Raw genomic sequence first — 17,207 nt, 5'->3', positions numbered from 1 at the left:
AGCATTGAACGATTACACTTTGCCGCTTTAACCTTAGCCACTTTTAGGAATCTAATTTTAACACTGTACTAAATATTATCCATGGCAAGAGATAAAATTATACCTATTGCGATAGAAGATGAGATGCAGTCGGCTTATATCGATTACTCGATGTCGGTTATTGTATCTCGTGCCCTGCCCGATGTTCGGGACGGCTTGAAGCCGGTTCACCGACGCATTCTTTATGGGATGAGTGAGCTGGGCATGCTTCACAACAGAAATTATAAAAAGAGTGCTCGTATTGTAGGTGAGGTGCTTGGTAAGTATCACCCGCATGGTGACTCAGCCGTTTACGATTCGATTGTTCGAATGGTGCAGGATTTCTCCCTGCGGTATCCCTTAGTGGACGGACAAGGAAATTTCGGTTCTATTGACGGGGATTCTGCAGCAGCGATGCGGTATACGGAAGTTCGTATGGAGCGTATTGCCGAGGAAATGCTCACGGATATCAACAAAGAGACTGTCGATTTTAACGATAACTTTGATGACACCCTACAAGAGCCAACGGTGCTCCCCGGGATGTTGCCGAATATGCTGCTGAACGGAGCTTCGGGTATTGCAGTGGGGATGGCCACAAACATGGCGCCCCATAATTTAACGGAAACCATTGACGGTATTGTTGCCTATTTGGATAATCCGGATATTGAATGCAAGGAGCTTATGGAACATATCCCGGCTCCTGACTTTCCTACAGGTGGCATTATATACGGTTATGAAGGAGTGAAGGAAGCCTATGAAACCGGTCGTGGAAAAATCACCCTTCGTGCTCGTTGTACAACAGAAGAGCTGCGTCACGGACGTGAACAAATTGTGATTACTGAAATACCCTACCAGGTTAACAAAACGACCTTGGTACAAAAGATTGCCAAGCTGACCCAGAACGAAAAGATCGATGAAATTTCTGAGATCCGTGATGAGTCGGATCGTGACGGTATGCGTATTGTGGTGATACTGAAGAGAAATGCCAATACGGGCATTGTGCTCAATCAGCTTTATAAGTATACACAGATGCAGACGACCTTTGGGGTTATTAGTTTGGCGCTTGTTAAAGGGCGTCCAAAAGTAATGCCCCTTAAGGAGCTTATTTATCATTATGTGGAGCATCGTGTTGAAGTAATTATTCGACGTACGCTTTATGATCTGGATCAGGCGGAGTCGCGTGCACATATTCTTGAAGGTCTTAAGATTGCGCTGGATGATCTCGATGAAGTGATTAAAACGATCCGCGCATCCGATAGTCCGCAGGAAGCTAATCAAGCGCTACGGTCAAAGTTTGCCCTTACTGATATTCAGGCAAAAGCCATTCTGGATATGCGTCTGCAGAAACTTACCGGACTGGAGCGTGATAAGATTGAGCTGGAATACAACGATATTGCCGAGAAGATTGCGGATTATCGTGAGATTCTATCTGATCGAAGCCGACAGAAATCAATTATTAAGGATGAGCTTCTGGAGATTAAAGATCGTTACGGTGATGAGCGTCGCACGCAAATTGTGCACTCTGCCGAGGATTTCAGCGTTGAGGATATGATCGCCGATGAAGATGTTGTTGTGACTATATCCAATAAAGGCTTCATCAAGCGTATGCCGGTCAGCGGTTACCGCCGACAAAAGCGAGGTGGAAAGGGAATGAAAGGAACGACTACCAAAGATGACGAATATGTAGAGCATCTTTTTGTCGCGACCAACCATAATTACATTCTATTCTTTACGGAAAAAGGACAATGTTATTGGTTGAAAGTCTATGAGATTCCCGAAGGTTCGAGAACGGCTCGCGGACGTGCTATTGTTAATCTTATCGATATTGATAAGGATGACTCCATCAAGACATTTGTACCGGTGAAAACGTTGGATGATGAGGAGTACATCAACAACAATTACATTATCATGGCTACGAAAGAGGGCAAGGTAAAGAAAACAACCCTCGAAGCCTATAGTCGTCCACGCCGAGATGGAATTATCGCCATCAACATAAATGATGATGACTCATTGCTTGAAGCTGCTCTTACGAATGGTGAAAGCAATATTATTCTTGCCAATAGAAAAGGACGAGCCATTCGATTCCACGAAGATGAAGTCCGTGATATGGGTCGAAATACTTCCGGCGTTAAAGGTATGGATCTGGGTAAAGATAACGAGCTTGTTGATATGGTCGTTATCAAAAATACCCATGGAGCTACCGTTCTGGCGATTTCTGAAAACGGATATGGTAAACGTTCGCTAGTCGAAGATTACCGCGAGCAAAGTCGTGGTGGAAAAGGAGTAATTACGCTCAAGGTTACCAAGAAAACCGGAGAGCTTATCGCTCTAAAAGATGTCTCTGATAAAGATGATCTGATGGTTATTACCGAGGGTGGAAAAGTAATCCGGATGAGTTGTGACGGGATACGAACAATGGGTAGAAATACGCAAGGTGTTCGAATCATGCGTCTCGATACGGAAGGAAAAATTGCTGCCGTAACCCGCGTCGTCAACGAAGAAGAAGACGAAACCGTGTAGCAGTAAATTATTACTTCATAAACTTATAAAGTATGCCCTGTCAGAAATAGAATTCTGACAGGGCTTTTTATTTTAGTCAATCTCTTTGATACCGGAGAGACTTTCTTTTAGAATGTTTGCTGATGTGGTAAGCCCCTCAACCTCTTCATCTGTGAGATCAGGAGTAATTTTATCTTTTACTCCCTCTAATCCGATAACACTTTGAAGGCTCATACATACATCAGTGATACCGTATTCACCATCCCAAAAGACACTAACCGGAATTACACTTTTCTCGTCTTCTAAAATGCCTTCAACAATGCGTGCAATAACAACGCCAATGGCCGTATTTGTAAATCCTTTACGATCAATAATCTTATAAGCCGCATTTTTTGCTTGTATGAAAAGCTCCTCTAAATCCTCTCGTTCGTAAGGTTTATTCATGATGGTATTATGCTCAATAGGCTTGCCACCGATATTGGCCTGGCTCCAGATGGGGACTTCCGAATCGCCGTGTTCGCCGAGGATATAGGCATGTACTGAACGAGGATCAACGTTATAGTAATTGCCAAGCAGGGCCCGAAAACGAGCGGTATCCAAGAGGGTGCCCGTTCCAATAATTCGGTGAGATTCTCTACTGCTCAGCTTTTGGGAAACATAGGTGAGAATATCTACCGGATTGGTTGCAATGATCACAATAGCATTGGGCGCATACTTATCTAATTTTGAAATGATGTCTTTGAAAACAGCGGCGTTTCTGTTTAGGAGCTCAAGCCGGGATTCGTCCGGTGATTTTTGACCAACACCTGCGGTGATTACAATTACCTGGGTGTCTTTAAGATCTTCGTAACTGCCGGATCGTACCTTCACGTTTCCCACCAAAAGCTGACCATGCATTAGATCCATGGCTTCGCCTTCAGCTTTTTCTTTGTTTTGATCAACTAAAATGATCTCGCTTGCAATTCGCTGATTGAAGAGGGCATAGGCTGCGGCCACTCCTACATTCCCGGTTCCAATAATACCAACTGTCCTTCGTTGAATCATAATCTATTTTAAGTTTTTTAATTCGATGATAATATTTAATTATCTATCATTTCTTTTAGTAAATTATTTCTCTTTTCTAATAATTTATCTGGAGAAATTAACTTAACATCTTTTGGGAATTGTAATAGCCACTCGTTGATGAAATCCAAGTTATCGAAATAAAACTCAATCCTAAATAAATTAGGTTTTATTTTGTTTTTCTTAAATATTTTTGTCGGCAGGTTGGCTTGAAATCGCTTCACTGCTTTCTTGGATACATCTACTATTATTTTTTGCGAACGCCCATCAGATCGAAAAATAAGCGCCTCTACGTCGATTTTGCCATATGGGACGAATTCTTTGTCCAAAATTTCGATATCTGACATCCGATCGAGCACAAAGTTTCGGGTGTCGTCTCTTTTGTGGGAGTGACCGATCATATTCCAATGGTCGCGATAAAAAACGATAATATAGGGGTCGACTTTTCGACTACTAATTTCTTCCGTTGACTTCGCTCGGTAGTTAAAGCGGATGGTATTATTTTTAGCGATAGCATTACTGATTACATACCAATCGCCGCCCTCCATTTTTTCCGCCCCAAAGTTTAAGTACGGATCTACCACCGTTCGTTCTTCCAGGGATTCCATAAAATCACGCAGCTCTTCCGGGACTACTTCTTTAATCTTTAGCTCAACCCCTTTGGCATCTTCAATAAGTTTTTGGTCCACCTGGGACTTTACAAAGTTGAGTCCCACCATAATAGTAGCAAGCTCTTTATTTGTGAACATAAGGGGAGGGATTTTATATCCCTGCATTATGCCATAACCGTGGTACTTGTCATGGGTGACAGGGACATTCATTTCTGAAAGAGCATTGAAATCGCGAAAAACTGTGCGGCGGCTTATGTTAAATTTATCGGCAATTTTATCTACCGTAATGCGGCTGTTTGATTGTTGAAGCATAAGGATGAGCTTCATTCTGCGCTCGGAACTGTTCATCAATAAATAGGCTAAATTTTTAGTAAGGGATGAAGTTCACAATATAAGTGAAACCGCAGAGATTCTCAGTTAAGAAAAGAAGGGAAGGTTAGGTTTTTCCGACGATAATGATAGCTTTACCGCTATAAAAATCGGAGCCATTGGAGAGGTCAAAGCATGTGATATTTATCGGGGCCGAAATATTTTTGAGTTCATTTTCAAAATCTAATCCCTTGTATAGAACCATCTTTTTCCAACATAAATGGCTGGTCATCTCCATGAGATCGCCAATCTTAAAGGCATGTTTCGAGATAAGAATGCATTCTTCTTCATGATGTACATCCTCAATTGATCCGTCAATAATACCGATATTATTAAGGCCTAGGTCTCGAGCTATTTGCTTGATAGCCAGGCACTTTTTGGTGACTAAATCATTGAGCACAAAATGTTTGTCGGGATGAGTGATGGCTAATGGGATGCCCGGAAGGCCGCCCCCGGTCCCGGTGTCAAGGAATAGATCGTTTTTTTGGAAGCACTCGAATGTTGAAAAGAGTAGGGAATGACGGATATGTTCTCTAATAGTTTCACGTGGAACATCCCGACTAACAAGATTTACGCGATTATTCCACCAAAGTAGTTTATCTAAATAGGATTCGAGCTCATCCTTATATCTTTCGATGAGCTCGTTGGTCTGAGCAAACGTTCCACGTGAAACGGTTTTTCGGGTAATGTTATATTGTTCCACGTGAAACCTATTACTTTTAGGGTTTGTACAGGGTTAAATATCTATTAGTTGTTCAGATAAACCATCAGTACGGAGATATCGCTGGGGGTAACCCCACTTATGCGGCTTGCTTGTCCCAAGGTTTCGGGACGAATGCGATCCATTTTCTGTTTTCCTTCGGCAGAAAGACTGTTAATTTTATCATAATCAAGCTCTTCTGGAATGAGGGTGTCTTCCTGTTTCTTCATTTCCTCAACCATCTCAAATTCCTTTTCAATGTATCCGGCATATTTGATCTGAATTTCCACCTGTTCATAAACAAGATCATCCGTAGTGATTTCGTGAGCCTTCTCTTTGAGTTCCGGGTCGGCTTCTATCAGGTTAAATATAGAAAGCTCGGGACGTGGGATAAGCGTTTTTGCTTTTACCGGTTGGGAGAGGGTGGAGGTATCCTGCTCTTTGAGCATCGGATCCATTTTTTCAGGATAGACCGTATAATCTGCAAAAAGATCGTGAATGTTATCGATGGCTTCTTTCTTCGTTTTGAACTTTTCAAAGCGCTCATCGGAGGCCAAGCCAATTTTGTGACCAAGCTCAGTAAGACGAAGATCGGCATTGTCCTGCCGCAGCAAGATTCGATGCTCGGCGCGGGAGGTAAACATGCGGTATGGCTCTTCGGTTCCTTTCGTGATAAGGTCATCAATGAGTACGCCGATATATGCCTCGGATCTTTTGAGGATAAACTCTTCTTTGCCTTGTACTTTTCGCGCCGCGTTGATGCCGGCCATAAGTCCCTGGCAACCAGCCTCTTCGTAGCCGGTAGTTCCGTTGATTTGACCGGCGAAAAACAACCCCTCCGTGATTTTTGTTTCCATGCTACGGCGTATTTGATACGGAGGGAAATAGTCGTATTCAATGGCATAGCCGGGACGAAGCATTACAGCATCTTCAAAGCCGGGGATAGTACGAAGTGCTTTATACTGCACATCTTCAGGCAAGGAAGTAGAAAATCCATTCAAATACATCTCATAGGTATTCCACCCCTCGGGTTCGAGAAATAACTGGTGACTATCTTTATCAGAAAACCGATTAATTTTGTCTTCGATAGAAGGACAATATCGAGGACCGGTTGATTCAATAGTGCCATTGAACATCGGGCTGCGATCGAATCCGGAGCGAAGCATATCATGTACTTCCTCATTTGTATTGCCGATCCAGCAGGTGAGTTGCTCTTCACGGGAGGGGAGCGAATCGGTCATAAAGGAGAAAGCATTGGGATCTTCATCACCGTACTGAATTTCCAGCTTGTCGTAATTAATTGAGCGGCCATCAATACGAGGAGGTGTTCCAGTTTTAAGTCGACCCACTTCAAATCCGAGATCTTCAAGGGCTGCAGAAATTCCGATTGAAGCACGTTCGCCTGACCGTCCGCCACCAAAATTGGTATCGCCAATATGCATCAACCCATTGCCGAAGGTACCCGTAGTTAGAATAACCGCATCGGCCTTAAAGACTTGTCTGGTTGAGGTTTTTACTCCGGTTGCTCTTTTCCCATCGTCAGTGGTCAAAACATCAACTACATTATCTTGGCGAAAATGAAGATTCTCTTTCTTTTCGAGTTCCTCGCGCATCGTTTTGCTGTAAAGAGCGCGATCACTTTGGCATCGCGGACTCCACATTGCCGGTCCCTTACTGGTATTTAGAATGCGAAATTGAACGCCGGATTTATCAGCCACTTTGCCCATAAGTCCGCCCAGGGCATCAATTTCTCGTACCAATTGACCTTTGGCAACGCCTCCAATGGCCGGATTGCAAGACATTTTTGCAATGGCATCGAGATTCATGGTTATGAGTAATGTGTTGGCACCAATTTCAGCAGCAGCACCTGCGGCTTCACTGCCTGCATGACCGGCGCCAACTACAATGACATCGTATTTAGGGAAAAGGGAATCCATAGTATATCTAAGTGTATGTTTTTATTACACTTATTTAAATAATAATTTATTAAAGTGGTTGTTTATCGCCTCAATCCATTAAAAATCTGCGATAGTCTTGAGACTCCCCAAAAATAAGGGTTTTTGAGCAAAATATTTAACATCCGCCTAAAGACAATTATTCTTGGCTATCTGCAAGATGAGAAGGTTCCTCTTTCTCATCTTCAAGGCTATCAACAGCCCTGTTGATATTTAAATAAAACTGTTCCGGTCCAATAATATTCTCCAGTCCTGATCTTTTAAATAGGTCACGAACCGGGCCTTTTACCCCTGTAAATATCACATCAATACCTCGACTGTTATATTCATCTGCTAACTCTTTGAGGGCGTGGAGTGCACTTGAATCCACTTTATTAATTCCGATGGCGTCAATAATTACTTGCTCCAGGTTTTTGCCGCTTTCAATTTCAAGCTCTTCTAATTTTTCTTTCATGTAGGAAATATTGGCAAAATACAGGGACGCGTCGATACGAACAATAATCGTGTGCGTTTGTGTCAGGCCTTCGGGGTGCCTTTCTAAATCTCTATAATGTTCGGTGTCCGGTAATCGGCCAAGCATAACAATATTTGGATAACTGCTTCGGTGAATCACAATTCCCAGTGATATCAAAATGCCTATACCAATTCCTTCAAGAATTCCCAGGGCAAGGGTGGCAAGAAAGGTTATCATCATAAGGAGAAACTCTCGCTTGCGAACCTTCCAGAGGAATTTAGCTTCGCCCAACTCAATAAGGCTGGGAACGGCAGTTATAATGATAGCAGCCAATATGGTTTGCGGTAGATAATAGATAAGTGGAGTGAGCAATAAGACCGTTAGCAAGACAAGAAAGGCACTGATTAATAAAGAGATACTTGTTTGGGCCTTATTTTGGTCATTTACGGCCGTTCTTGAAAAGCTGCCGGCAACCGGAAAAGAATGAAATACCGAACCGATCATATTTGAAAGACCAATACTGAATAGTTCCTGATTGGAGTCAACCTTGTAATCGGGATTGCGGCGAACCATTGCTTTTGCCAGCGCGATGGATTGAGTATAACTCAGAAAAGCAATAGCCAGTACCGTAGGCGATAGTTTCCAGAAAGGAAATTCAGAAAGGTTCGGGAGGACAGGAGCGGGGTAACCCTCTTCTACACTGCCTACGGTATTAACTCCCATCTGGTCTAACTGGAAAGCCCACACAATAAAAATAGATATTATTACCGCAATAAGTTGGGCGGGAATAGAAGGGTTCCAATTTTTTAACAACAGGATAAAGACAATGGCACTTGCGCCAATGATAACTGTTGGCCAGTGGATATGTGCCAATTGGGAGATTAGATCAGAAGCAACTACGTAGATATATTTGCTTCTGGCAAGTTCGAGGCCAAATAAATTGCCCACCTGGCTGAACCCAATGATGAAAGCCGCAGCCGAAGTAAATCCGCTGAGTACAGGTTTGGAAATAAAATTCATCAGAAAACCCAGTCGAAAAACCCCCATGAGAAATTGGGTAATCCCGACAAGCAGGGTGAGAGCTAATACTAACTGTGTATACCGGCTGCTGCCAATTTCGGCGATGCTCCCTACTCCCGTGGCTACAAGAATGGAGACGATGGCCACAGGCCCAACCCCCAGTTGTCGCGAAGTGCCAAACATGGCATAGATTAATAACGGGACAATGGATGCGTAAAGGCCATATACGGGAGGGAGTCCCGCCAGCATGGCGTAGGCCATGCTTTGGGGAATAAGTAAAATGCCAACTGTTAATCCTGCTCGTAAATCTTTCTTAAAATATGAAAACTGGTAATCTCTAAGCCAATCTGTTATGGGAATATATTGATCCAGCAGCGATTTATCGCTGTATTTCATTTTATCGGCTGAGCAGTAATTTATTAACAGATCATATTTTATGAGTTTCTCATTTTTAATTAGCAAATAAAAATCTGTTACCATTCCAACCATAAACACTCAAGATGTATATTATGGATATGAAAGAAATTACTAAGGCGGTAATCCCAGCTGCGGGCAAGGGAACAAGAATGCGTCCACTTACGAATTATATGTCGAAGTCGATGCTGCCCTTGGGCAAAAAGCCGGTACTGCAGCATATCATTGAAGAATTGAAAGAAGCAGGGATTCAGGAAATTGCTGTAGTTGCCAAGAGCGATGATCAGAAGATGATCAACTATTTTGAGGATGACGCTGCACTGCAGTTTATCTTTGATGATTCGTTATCCGGACCGGGGGGTGCTATTTTAAAAACGCAATCATTTGTAGGAAATGAAGATTTTGTGGTGGTCTTTGCTGATGCCCCTATCAAAGGGATGGGAAGGGCAGCTTATTTAAAAGAGCTTATTTCTTTGAAAACGAGAAACGATGTGATGGGGGCGTTGGCAATCTATCCAATCAGCAAAGTAGAGGCTTCGTCGAGGGGGGTAGTAACATTTGATACTCATAAATCTATAGATGACGAAAAAGTACGATTGACGGATATCATAGAGAAGCCGTCGGCAATTCCAGATGAGCCTTGGGCAACCGCATGCCGATATGTGTTAGACAATACAATTTTTGAAGTCCTTAAAGAAACAACGCCCGATGCTCGTGGAGAGCTGCAGCTTACTCCTGCTATACGCAAGATGATCATAAATGGAGATTTGGTGTGGGGATGTCCGCTGGCAGATGGGATAACCCGGCATGATACAGGTAATTTTGAAGGATACTTTAAGGCATTTAGGGCATTTACCTCATCACAATAGAATGGCTTATAGTAGATCTTCCTGAACCAACCATTGATGGCAATCCCGGACAGATTTTTCTACGGTCGGAATGCGATAGTCCAATTCTTTTATCGCTTTCTCACTGGAGTAAACCACATCTCGGGTCATAAGCTTTGCAAGCTCGGGCGTAAGGTCTGGTTCTTTTCCGGTGATATAAGAAATGGCGGATTTAAAATTGGCAACCAATTTGAGGATAGGTGCTGAAATAATTTTTGGCTGTGCAGAGATGTTGGATACGTCTGCAATGATAGACACAAACTCAGCAAAGGTACAATTTTGGCCTCCTAATATATAGTTTTCTCCATCACGTCCATTCTCGACGGCTGAAATATGAGCTTGTACAACTTTTTTAACATGAGCTATACTCATATTGCCGCGCGTAACGCCGGGCAGATCATTATCCCGAAGTGCAAAAAACAGGCGGCCCCAATTGTTGACATCATGTGGACCGACAACCATTGCCGGATTCATAATTACAACTTTCACACCGTGGTCGCGGGCTTTTAATGCTTCACGCTCAGAGAGCCATTTAGTACGTTCATAGTTCACCCACGAATTGTTCCCCTGTTGTGGCGTTTCTTCGGAAATGGTTCCCTTGACTCTGCCCCAGGCCGAAACGCTCGACGTGTGAATGAAGGTCTCTACATTTTTGTCGGCGGATGCCTGCGCCATATTCTTAGTACCGGTGACATTAATCTCGGTTTGACGATCATTATTTTGGGACCACATGTTGGTGTCGCCGGCCAGGTGAAAAACTACGTGAGTATTGCTGGGAATCGCGTGTTGAAGAGAAGGCAGATCAGTAATGGAACCCTCAACCAATGTAACAGGAAGTTTTTTAAGGGCTTTCAAATCTGATTGCGTGCGATGTAATGCAGTGACATTCCAACCTCGATCGACAAGTTCTTCAACTAAATTGATGCCGATAAAACCGGTGCCGCCAGTAACAAATGCACTCTTTGCCATAGAGATATTTAAGTTAAAGAGTGTTGATATTATGAAGCACGTAACATCATTTAGAAAATGAGCGAAAGGCAACGGAATCCCAAAACAAAAAGCCCTAACCCATGTAGAGTTTAGGGCCAAAAGTATTGCACGGGGGCAATTTTACTGATCTTTATGCCAATCCAAAAAGTCAACAATAGCCCGCCAGACCGCTTCCATTTTGGTGTCAGCCTCCGCTTCAAAAGTAGTATCGTCATCAACAACGACCATGCAGGCTTTATCTTTGATAAGTACCGAATAGCCCAGCTCATCTTCAATTTCTATGACCACCGGCATAAGCCATTTCCAGGCTAAGTGGAACTTCATATCTTCGAGTTGTAGAAATGCCAGGGGTATGTCTTTTACATCATCCTGGTCTATTTTAATAGTAGATCCCATCAGATCTTCGATCAGGCGATTGCCCTTGTTAATTTCTTCTTGGGTCATAACAGTTTGTTTAATTCTTGAATATTTTGCTGCTTTAAAATACGGAAAATTGAAAAGGGTACAACGTTAATTAAAAGACCGAGTTAGGAGCTTAGCTTTCGAACATACTGCTGCTTCCTTTCTTGGATGCTTTCTTGAAAGAAAATGAAAACTTAGTACCCTGTTCTGTAGAGTCAATGCTGTGTTCAGCTTCAAGTTGCTTTAACAGGGTATCAACAAGTTGAAAGCCAAGGGAGCCGTTTTGAGAAATTGACAAAAAATCTTCAGGTAAGCCTTGCCCGTTATCAGAAATAGATAGGGTAAGCACTTTATCTTTGTTTTTGGATAATTCTATAGAAATATGGCCTTTTCCTTTTGCAGGAAACGCATGTTGTAAAGCATTTGTAACAATTTCGTTTATGACCAGGCTGGCAGGCACTCCTTGATTAATATTGATGGTGACGGGAGACAAGTTGAGATTAAAATGTATTGTCTGTGGCTTATTATACATATCACGCAAATTCTTAACCTGCTGTTTAATGCTTTTATCGAAACGTAACGTAGCAAGATTGTTCGATTGATATAACAGTTCGTGGATAGATCCAATGGCTTGGATGCGAGTTATACTAGAGACAAGCATTTCTTTTAATTTGGGATTCTCTTCTTCATATATCTGCAGCTGCATGAGTCCTGATACAATCGCTAAATTATTTTTTACCCGATGATGAATTTCGGAGAGAAGAATCTCCTTTTCGGCCAATGTATGTTCTAGCTTGGCTTGGATTTTCTTTTGGTCAGTGATGTCCATGGCACTTAAAATCAGAAACTTTTCATTGTCACTTTGCAGAATTTCGGAATTAAGAACCAAAGAAATAGGGTTCCCGGATTTGTCGTTTATTACCTATTCTTCATTTGGAAAGGATTGTCCTTCTAAAAGTTTTTGGAAATCATGCAAACCCTTCTCATAATTGTTTTCACTAAGCAAATGAGAAAAATGGCGACCGACCACTTCTTTTTTATCGTATTCAAAAATATTTACAAAGGCATTATTAACACTATCGATGATACCCTCTTCGGTGATAACCAGGATGGCCACGTCGATGGTTTCCAGAACGGAATCCGTATATTGGCGACCTTGCTCCAGTGCCTTGTCTTTAAGGTAGAGCAGCGCATATACACCCGCCGAGGCAATAGTCACAAACAGAAGCCCCTTTAGTATCTGGAGGTTAAGAAGGCTAAACGCATTGTCATTTATATAAGAAGCCAAAAAATCAGAACCGATAATCCAGGCATATCCAAATAACAGAAGCATTAGCGCTATTGACTTGCTATCCAACAGAACCCTGTAGAATTTCATAATTCTGAGTCTTTTATATTATAAGCCAAGTCAGTATAATTTTTTAGCCCAAGAGGTGCAATCTCAATCCAAGTGAGCACTACCAATGCCTTTAATTTTGGCCCGATCAAAAATAAGAGAAAATTCAGTTCCGTTTGTATCGGAGTTAAACGTACAGGAGGTATCAAGCTGTTTCGAGAGAGTATCAATAAGTTTAAAGCCCAGCGAACCCTTGTGTATTAAATTTTGATAGTTGTCGGGTAAGCCTTTCCCATCGTCGGTAATTGTCAGATGTATTTGGTTTTGTTCTTCGAACAGTACAAGGCGTATGGTCCCTGTATCCTCGAAGGCATGTTTTAGTGCATTGGTCACAACTTCGTTAATGATGAGCGAGCAGGGAATGGCTTGATTGACATTGAGGTTTACAGCCTGCAGCTCGTATGAAATATCAATATTGTCTGCCGAATGGAATGTATCAGTAATATTGGAGATCAGTTTTTTAATATTTTCATCGAGTCGCAGGTTCGAAAAACTGTTTGATTTATACAGCAACTCGTGAATGGAGGCCATGGTTTGTATGCGAGCCACACTGTCAAAAAGCTTGGCTCGTAAATCTTTGTCTTCCTCTTCAAAAGCCTGCAGCTGCATCATACCCGATACCACCGCCAGGTTGTTTTTTACACGGTGGTGTACTTCGGCCAGCAAGGTTTCTTTCTCTTTAAGGGATTCCCGGATTTCCCGGTCACGTTTTTTCTTCTCCTGGTAGGCCAGAAGCTGGGCAATCTGATCGGTGATGGCACCGACAAAAGATATTTGATCACTTTCCCAGCTGCGCTTTCGGCTTACCGACTCATGGCAAACCACGACCTGGGTGGAACCATAACTTATAACACTGGCATCCAGGATCGACTTTATGTTATTGGGTGTCAGGTACGAATCTGCAAGTTCGCTGAAGGCTTCGTGATTATGCGGATCTTCGGCAGCAATGATGCGCTGTTCCTTGATGAAGTTAAAATAGGTGGGGCTATCGTGTTGGGTGATAATATTACCACGCATGGTATTTAATTGTCCGTCATCAAAAGAGCAAACGCAGCGCAGCTTGTGGTCTTCAAGAAGCCAAAGGTTTACCCGTTCAACGTCTAATGTTTGGGCGGAAATTTTGAGGACTTCACCCAGGGCATCCAAAATGTCATTCTGCAGCAGAGATCGATCCGTGGCCAGGTTTGAAACAACTTCCTGAAATTTTCGGCTTCGCTGCTCCCGCTCTTTAAAAGTCGTAATATCTTGCATGGCGCCAATAATACGAATAGGATCATTATCCTTATTGCGAACGACAAACGCCCGATCGTAAATATATTTGTAACTGCCATCGGCACATTTAAACCGATATTCGAATTGAATGCGATCTTTATCTGAAGAAAGGGCTTCATCAAGCTTATCCTGAACGTACTGCTGATACGAAGGATGAATTTTATTGCGCCACCATTCGCTTACCTCTTCTACTTCATCTTTTTGATAACCAAACATCGTATAGATGTTCTGATTGTAACGAATGGTATCGGTTCGCAGATCCAGATCCCAAATGGTATCGCTGGTAGCTTTTGATACAATATCATATCGTTCGACACTTTCCTGCAGCTTTTTACTGCGTTCTATCTCGGTAGTAACATCCTTTTCAATGGCAATATAGCCGGTGCAGCGTCCCTCTTTGTCTAAAATGGGATCGATGGTCATATCCAGCCAATATTTGCGTCCGTCCTTGGCATAGTTGAGAATGACTTCCTGAACAGTTTCAAGCTTCTCAAGTTTTTCGGAAATGTGCCGAACGGTCTGCGTATCAGTTTCAGGCCCTTGTAATAATTGACCGGGATTTTTTCCTGTGATCTCATCCAGGTTATATCCTGTTTCTTCTTCAAAAGCATCGTTAACCCAGGTGATGCGTTCCTCGGCATCGGTCATAACAATCATATCGGTTGTTTTGGATGCAACCAATGACAATTGCTCCAGCTTATCCTCATATCTTTTCTGCTCGGTGATATCTGTGAGTGATCCCACGATAGTCACTGTTTCTCCGTTTTCAACAATGGGAGCCTCGTTTACCAATACCCAAATCTTTTTTCCGTCTCTTCTTTGAAGCTGAAGTTCAAAAGGAGGTTGGGCTTGTCCGGTATCGATAGCTTTCTGCGTATGTTTAATCCCTTCTTTGTTAATAGGATGATCCGTTACAAATTCGGTCCATTGTCGTTTAGCTTCTTCGGGAGAACACCCCAAAAATTGTTTACACTGCGGACTCAGATAGGTGAGAACGTGATCAGCATTATGCCGGTAAAACATATTGGTACTGTTCTCGACGATGTCCCGCAATTTTTGTTCAGTATTTTTGAATTTCTCTTCGGCCTGTTTGCGAGAGGTGATATTTTGAGTACTGCCGTAAATACGCTGGCAATGACCATTTTCAAATTCCGCTTCTCCAACAGCGCGAATCCAGCGCTCATTGTTCTTGGCGGTAATAATTTTAAGTTCCACATCAAAGGGAATAGCTTCGTCTATGGCTTTTTGTACGGCTTCTTGAATTTTTTGGCGGTGATCCCCTTCCTTATAGAAATTTATTGCTGAGTCCAGGTCTGGGTCAAAGTTTTCATCAACCTCATGCAGGCGCTTTATTTCTTCGGACCAATGCAGCTTTTGATTGGTAAGGTCCAGTTCCCAATGGCCAATGTTAGCAAGATCGTAAGCTTTGGCAATAATTTGATCCTTTTCCTGTAAATCTTTTTTTGATTGAATATGATTAATTTTGAGCCCTAACAGGCTCGTTATTAAATTTAAAAGTTGTTGCTCCTCGTGTAGGAAAGGGCCGTGATCTCTCGGTGGCTTTTCTTTGGTGTAGGCAACACTTACAGTCAGGGTTCCCGACAATAAGGAGGAGGATTTCTTTGAATGCAACATCCACTGGGTTTCCCGAAAATGCTCAGTGCTAAATGCTTGGTCTTTAAATACGATAGAGGCTTCTGTTATTTCGGGATAAGCGCATCCTTCCGGCAAAATCGCCAAAGCTTTCTCGAGAAGTTCGTCAATGGTTAGCTCCTGCTCATCCAAAGTAGAAATATTATATATGCAGGCCTGCTCTTTTGTCCGTTCCAGCAAATTCTTGTATACAGTTGAATGTTGATTTTCAGCTTTTTGCAGCTCCTTTTTTTTGAGCAGCTCTCGCTTAACTACCGATTTAAGCCGAGGAAAATTGCTTTTATTGATATAATCAGATGCGCCTTGATGGATGAGATCCACCACTTTTTCTTCACCAACATGCTCTCCGATAAAAATAAACGGAAGGTCGGGAGTATGGTTTCTCGTGAGTTTTAAAATTTCAGGACCGCTAAAGTCAGCAAGTTGATAACTACTGATGATGAGGTGCGGGGTGTTTTTTGAAAGAAGTGATTCAACCTCTTTTCGGGTTTGTATAGTAGTAATCTCATGCTCTACTCCTACGCTGGACAGTTGGTCTCTTATTTGTTCAGCATCGCGCTCATCATCTGTCAGGAGTAAGATTTGATAAATTTGGTTCATGAGAAGCTCATTAAAGCTGACTAATGCTACATTTGCATTTAGCCCACCAGCTTAAAATGAATTACATATCAAAGAAATTGCCATTCCTATTTGTTGGTTGAGAAATCGTTAATGAATCATGAATTCACGATTTGTTAATATTTTATGAAATTAACGGGCGAATCCCTATAAAAATATTTTTTGTTACTATAGCTGTGATATGCTGCCTATTGAAAAAAGAAGCCGAAAGAGTTATAAATTGGATTGAAGTTTTTTAGTAACCATTTTTAAAGTCAATCGTCACACAAATAAGCAGGGGTTTTCAGGGCCTGACTCTGCGCTGGTATATGTTTCAGCTTAATGGATGATTCCAAGGAAAAAGAATTTCAATTAATCCAAGAGATCTTGAACGGTCGAAAAGATCGTTACAGGGTACTTGTTGACAGGTATGCGCCGATGGTCTTTAGTATTGTTGGTAAATTTGTGGACAAAAAGGGCGACCGGGAAGAGTTGGCGCAGCAGATATTTGTGAAGGCCTATGAGCGATTGGATTCCTTCAAAAAGCAATCAAAGTTTTCTTCCTGGCTATATACGTTGGCAAGAAATCACTGTTTGGATTACTCCAAGAATATCAGGCGATCAAATAAGGAGTTCAGTGAGATGGAACCCCACGAGCTTGAAGCCAATTTGAAAGTAGATGAATTACCCAATGATGACATTGAACAACAGGAGCAGGAGGCCATATTGGAGAAGGCCCTGTCTGCAATAACACCGATTTATGCGGAGGCTTTTTTGATGAAGTATCGTGATAATATGACGTATAAAGCCATGGCAAAGCGATTAGACGCCACTGAAGGGGCGCTCAAAGTGCGGGTACACAGGGCGCGCAAGGAGCTTAAAGAGTATGTTAACCAGTATAACTAGGG

At 42.3% G+C, this 17,207-nt stretch carries 13 protein-coding genes; 3 read left to right on the top strand and 10 right to left on the bottom strand.

All coding sequences use genetic code 11. The annotated features are described in order from the left end of the window. Positions 1–81: 81 nt before the first annotated feature. Positions 82–2,538 carry a DNA gyrase subunit A gene (gene gyrA, locus ACT3IB_RS10170; protein WP_491538900.1) on the top strand — a complete coding sequence of 819 codons (2,457 nt, stop codon included), beginning with the start codon at positions 82–84 and terminating at the stop codon, positions 2,536–2,538. Positions 2,539–2,610: 72 nt separating this feature from the next. Here the strand turns inward: gyrA and ACT3IB_RS10165 are convergent, their stop codons facing one another. From ACT3IB_RS10165 to ACT3IB_RS10145, 5 genes are all read right to left on the bottom strand, one after another. Then, a complete protein-coding gene (locus ACT3IB_RS10165) occupies positions 2,611–3,561 on the bottom strand; it encodes an L-lactate dehydrogenase (RefSeq protein WP_491538899.1) in 951 nt (316 codons plus the stop codon). Positions 3,562–3,596: 35 nt separating this feature from the next. Next, positions 3,597–4,538 carry a helix-turn-helix transcriptional regulator gene (locus ACT3IB_RS10160; protein WP_491538898.1) on the bottom strand — a complete coding sequence of 314 codons (942 nt, stop codon included), beginning with the start codon at positions 4,536–4,538 and terminating at the stop codon, positions 3,597–3,599. 88 nt (positions 4,539–4,626) lie between these two features. After that, positions 4,627–5,262: a 16S rRNA (guanine(527)-N(7))-methyltransferase RsmG gene (locus ACT3IB_RS10155; protein ID WP_491538897.1), complete on the bottom strand. Its 636-nt coding sequence runs from the start codon at positions 5,260–5,262 to the stop codon at positions 4,627–4,629. A 44-nt stretch (positions 5,263–5,306) separates the two neighbouring features. After that, on the bottom strand, positions 5,307–7,196 hold the full coding sequence (mnmG, locus tag ACT3IB_RS10150) for a tRNA uridine-5-carboxymethylaminomethyl(34) synthesis enzyme MnmG (protein WP_491538896.1): 1,890 nt from the start codon (positions 7,194–7,196) through the stop codon (positions 5,307–5,309). Between the two features lie 157 nt (positions 7,197–7,353). After that, positions 7,354–9,084, bottom strand: a complete 1,731-nt coding sequence (locus tag ACT3IB_RS10145; protein WP_491538895.1) for a SulP family inorganic anion transporter — start codon at positions 9,082–9,084, stop codon at positions 7,354–7,356. A 119-nt stretch (positions 9,085–9,203) separates the two neighbouring features. Here ACT3IB_RS10145 and ACT3IB_RS10140 point away from each other — a divergent pair, with 119 nt between their 5' ends. Beyond that, a complete protein-coding gene (locus ACT3IB_RS10140) occupies positions 9,204–9,971 on the top strand; it encodes a sugar phosphate nucleotidyltransferase (protein WP_491538894.1) in 768 nt (255 codons plus the stop codon). Between the two features lie 6 nt (positions 9,972–9,977). Here the strand turns inward: ACT3IB_RS10140 and ACT3IB_RS10135 are convergent, their stop codons facing one another. The 5 genes from ACT3IB_RS10135 to ACT3IB_RS10115 all read right to left on the bottom strand — a co-directional run bounded on the left by ACT3IB_RS10135 (position 9,978) and on the right by ACT3IB_RS10115 (position 16,302). Continuing rightward, complete coding sequence (locus tag ACT3IB_RS10135; RefSeq protein WP_491538893.1) at positions 9,978–10,958, bottom strand: NAD-dependent epimerase/dehydratase family protein; 981 nt, start codon at positions 10,956–10,958, stop codon at positions 9,978–9,980. 141 nt (positions 10,959–11,099) lie between these two features. After that, positions 11,100–11,423 carry a hypothetical protein gene (locus ACT3IB_RS10130; protein WP_491538892.1) on the bottom strand — a complete coding sequence of 108 codons (324 nt, stop codon included), beginning with the start codon at positions 11,421–11,423 and terminating at the stop codon, positions 11,100–11,102. 91 nt (positions 11,424–11,514) lie between these two features. Then, positions 11,515–12,270: a sensor histidine kinase gene (locus ACT3IB_RS10125; protein WP_491538891.1), complete on the bottom strand. Its 756-nt coding sequence runs from the start codon at positions 12,268–12,270 to the stop codon at positions 11,515–11,517. Between the two features lie 33 nt (positions 12,271–12,303). Further along, positions 12,304–12,759, bottom strand: coding sequence for a PAS domain S-box protein (locus tag ACT3IB_RS10120; RefSeq protein WP_491538890.1), 456 nt, complete (start codon positions 12,757–12,759; stop codon positions 12,304–12,306). A gap of 63 nt (positions 12,760–12,822) precedes the next feature. Then, positions 12,823–16,302: a PAS domain S-box protein gene (locus ACT3IB_RS10115; protein ID WP_491538889.1), complete on the bottom strand. Its 3,480-nt coding sequence runs from the start codon at positions 16,300–16,302 to the stop codon at positions 12,823–12,825. A gap of 339 nt (positions 16,303–16,641) precedes the next feature. Here ACT3IB_RS10115 and ACT3IB_RS10110 point away from each other — a divergent pair, with 339 nt between their 5' ends. Further along, positions 16,642–17,205, top strand: coding sequence for an RNA polymerase sigma factor (locus ACT3IB_RS10110; RefSeq protein WP_491538888.1), 564 nt, complete (start codon positions 16,642–16,644; stop codon positions 17,203–17,205). Positions 17,206–17,207 lie beyond the last annotated feature (2 nt).

This window comes from Fodinibius sp. GM21 (genome assembly GCF_058386955.1).
This window is presented reverse-complemented; position numbering and strand designations above follow the sequence as displayed.

Bases quoted from the DNA above. Each gene is read 5' to 3' on its own strand.
- gyrA (WP_491538900.1), top strand. From the start codon at position 82: ATGGCAAGAGATAAAATTATACCTATTGCGATAGAAGATGAGATGCAG.
- ACT3IB_RS10165 (WP_491538899.1), bottom strand. From the start codon at position 3,561: ATGATTCAACGAAGGACAGTTGGTATTATTGGAACCGGGAATGTAGGA.
- ACT3IB_RS10160 (WP_491538898.1), bottom strand. From the start codon at position 4,538: ATGAACAGTTCCGAGCGCAGAATGAAGCTCATCCTTATGCTTCAACAA.
- mnmG (WP_491538896.1), bottom strand. From the start codon at position 7,196: ATGGATTCCCTTTTCCCTAAATACGATGTCATTGTAGTTGGCGCCGGT.
- ACT3IB_RS10145 (WP_491538895.1), bottom strand. From the start codon at position 9,084: ATGAAATACAGCGATAAATCGCTGCTGGATCAATATATTCCCATAACA.
- ACT3IB_RS10140 (WP_491538894.1), top strand. From the start codon at position 9,204: ATGAAAGAAATTACTAAGGCGGTAATCCCAGCTGCGGGCAAGGGAACA.
- ACT3IB_RS10135 (WP_491538893.1), bottom strand. From the start codon at position 10,958: ATGGCAAAGAGTGCATTTGTTACTGGCGGCACCGGTTTTATCGGCATC.
- ACT3IB_RS10130 (WP_491538892.1), bottom strand. From the start codon at position 11,423: ATGACCCAAGAAGAAATTAACAAGGGCAATCGCCTGATCGAAGATCTG.
- ACT3IB_RS10120 (WP_491538890.1), bottom strand. From the start codon at position 12,759: ATGAAATTCTACAGGGTTCTGTTGGATAGCAAGTCAATAGCGCTAATG.
- ACT3IB_RS10115 (WP_491538889.1), bottom strand. From the start codon at position 16,302: ATGAACCAAATTTATCAAATCTTACTCCTGACAGATGATGAGCGCGAT.
- ACT3IB_RS10110 (WP_491538888.1), top strand. From the start codon at position 16,642: ATGGATGATTCCAAGGAAAAAGAATTTCAATTAATCCAAGAGATCTTG.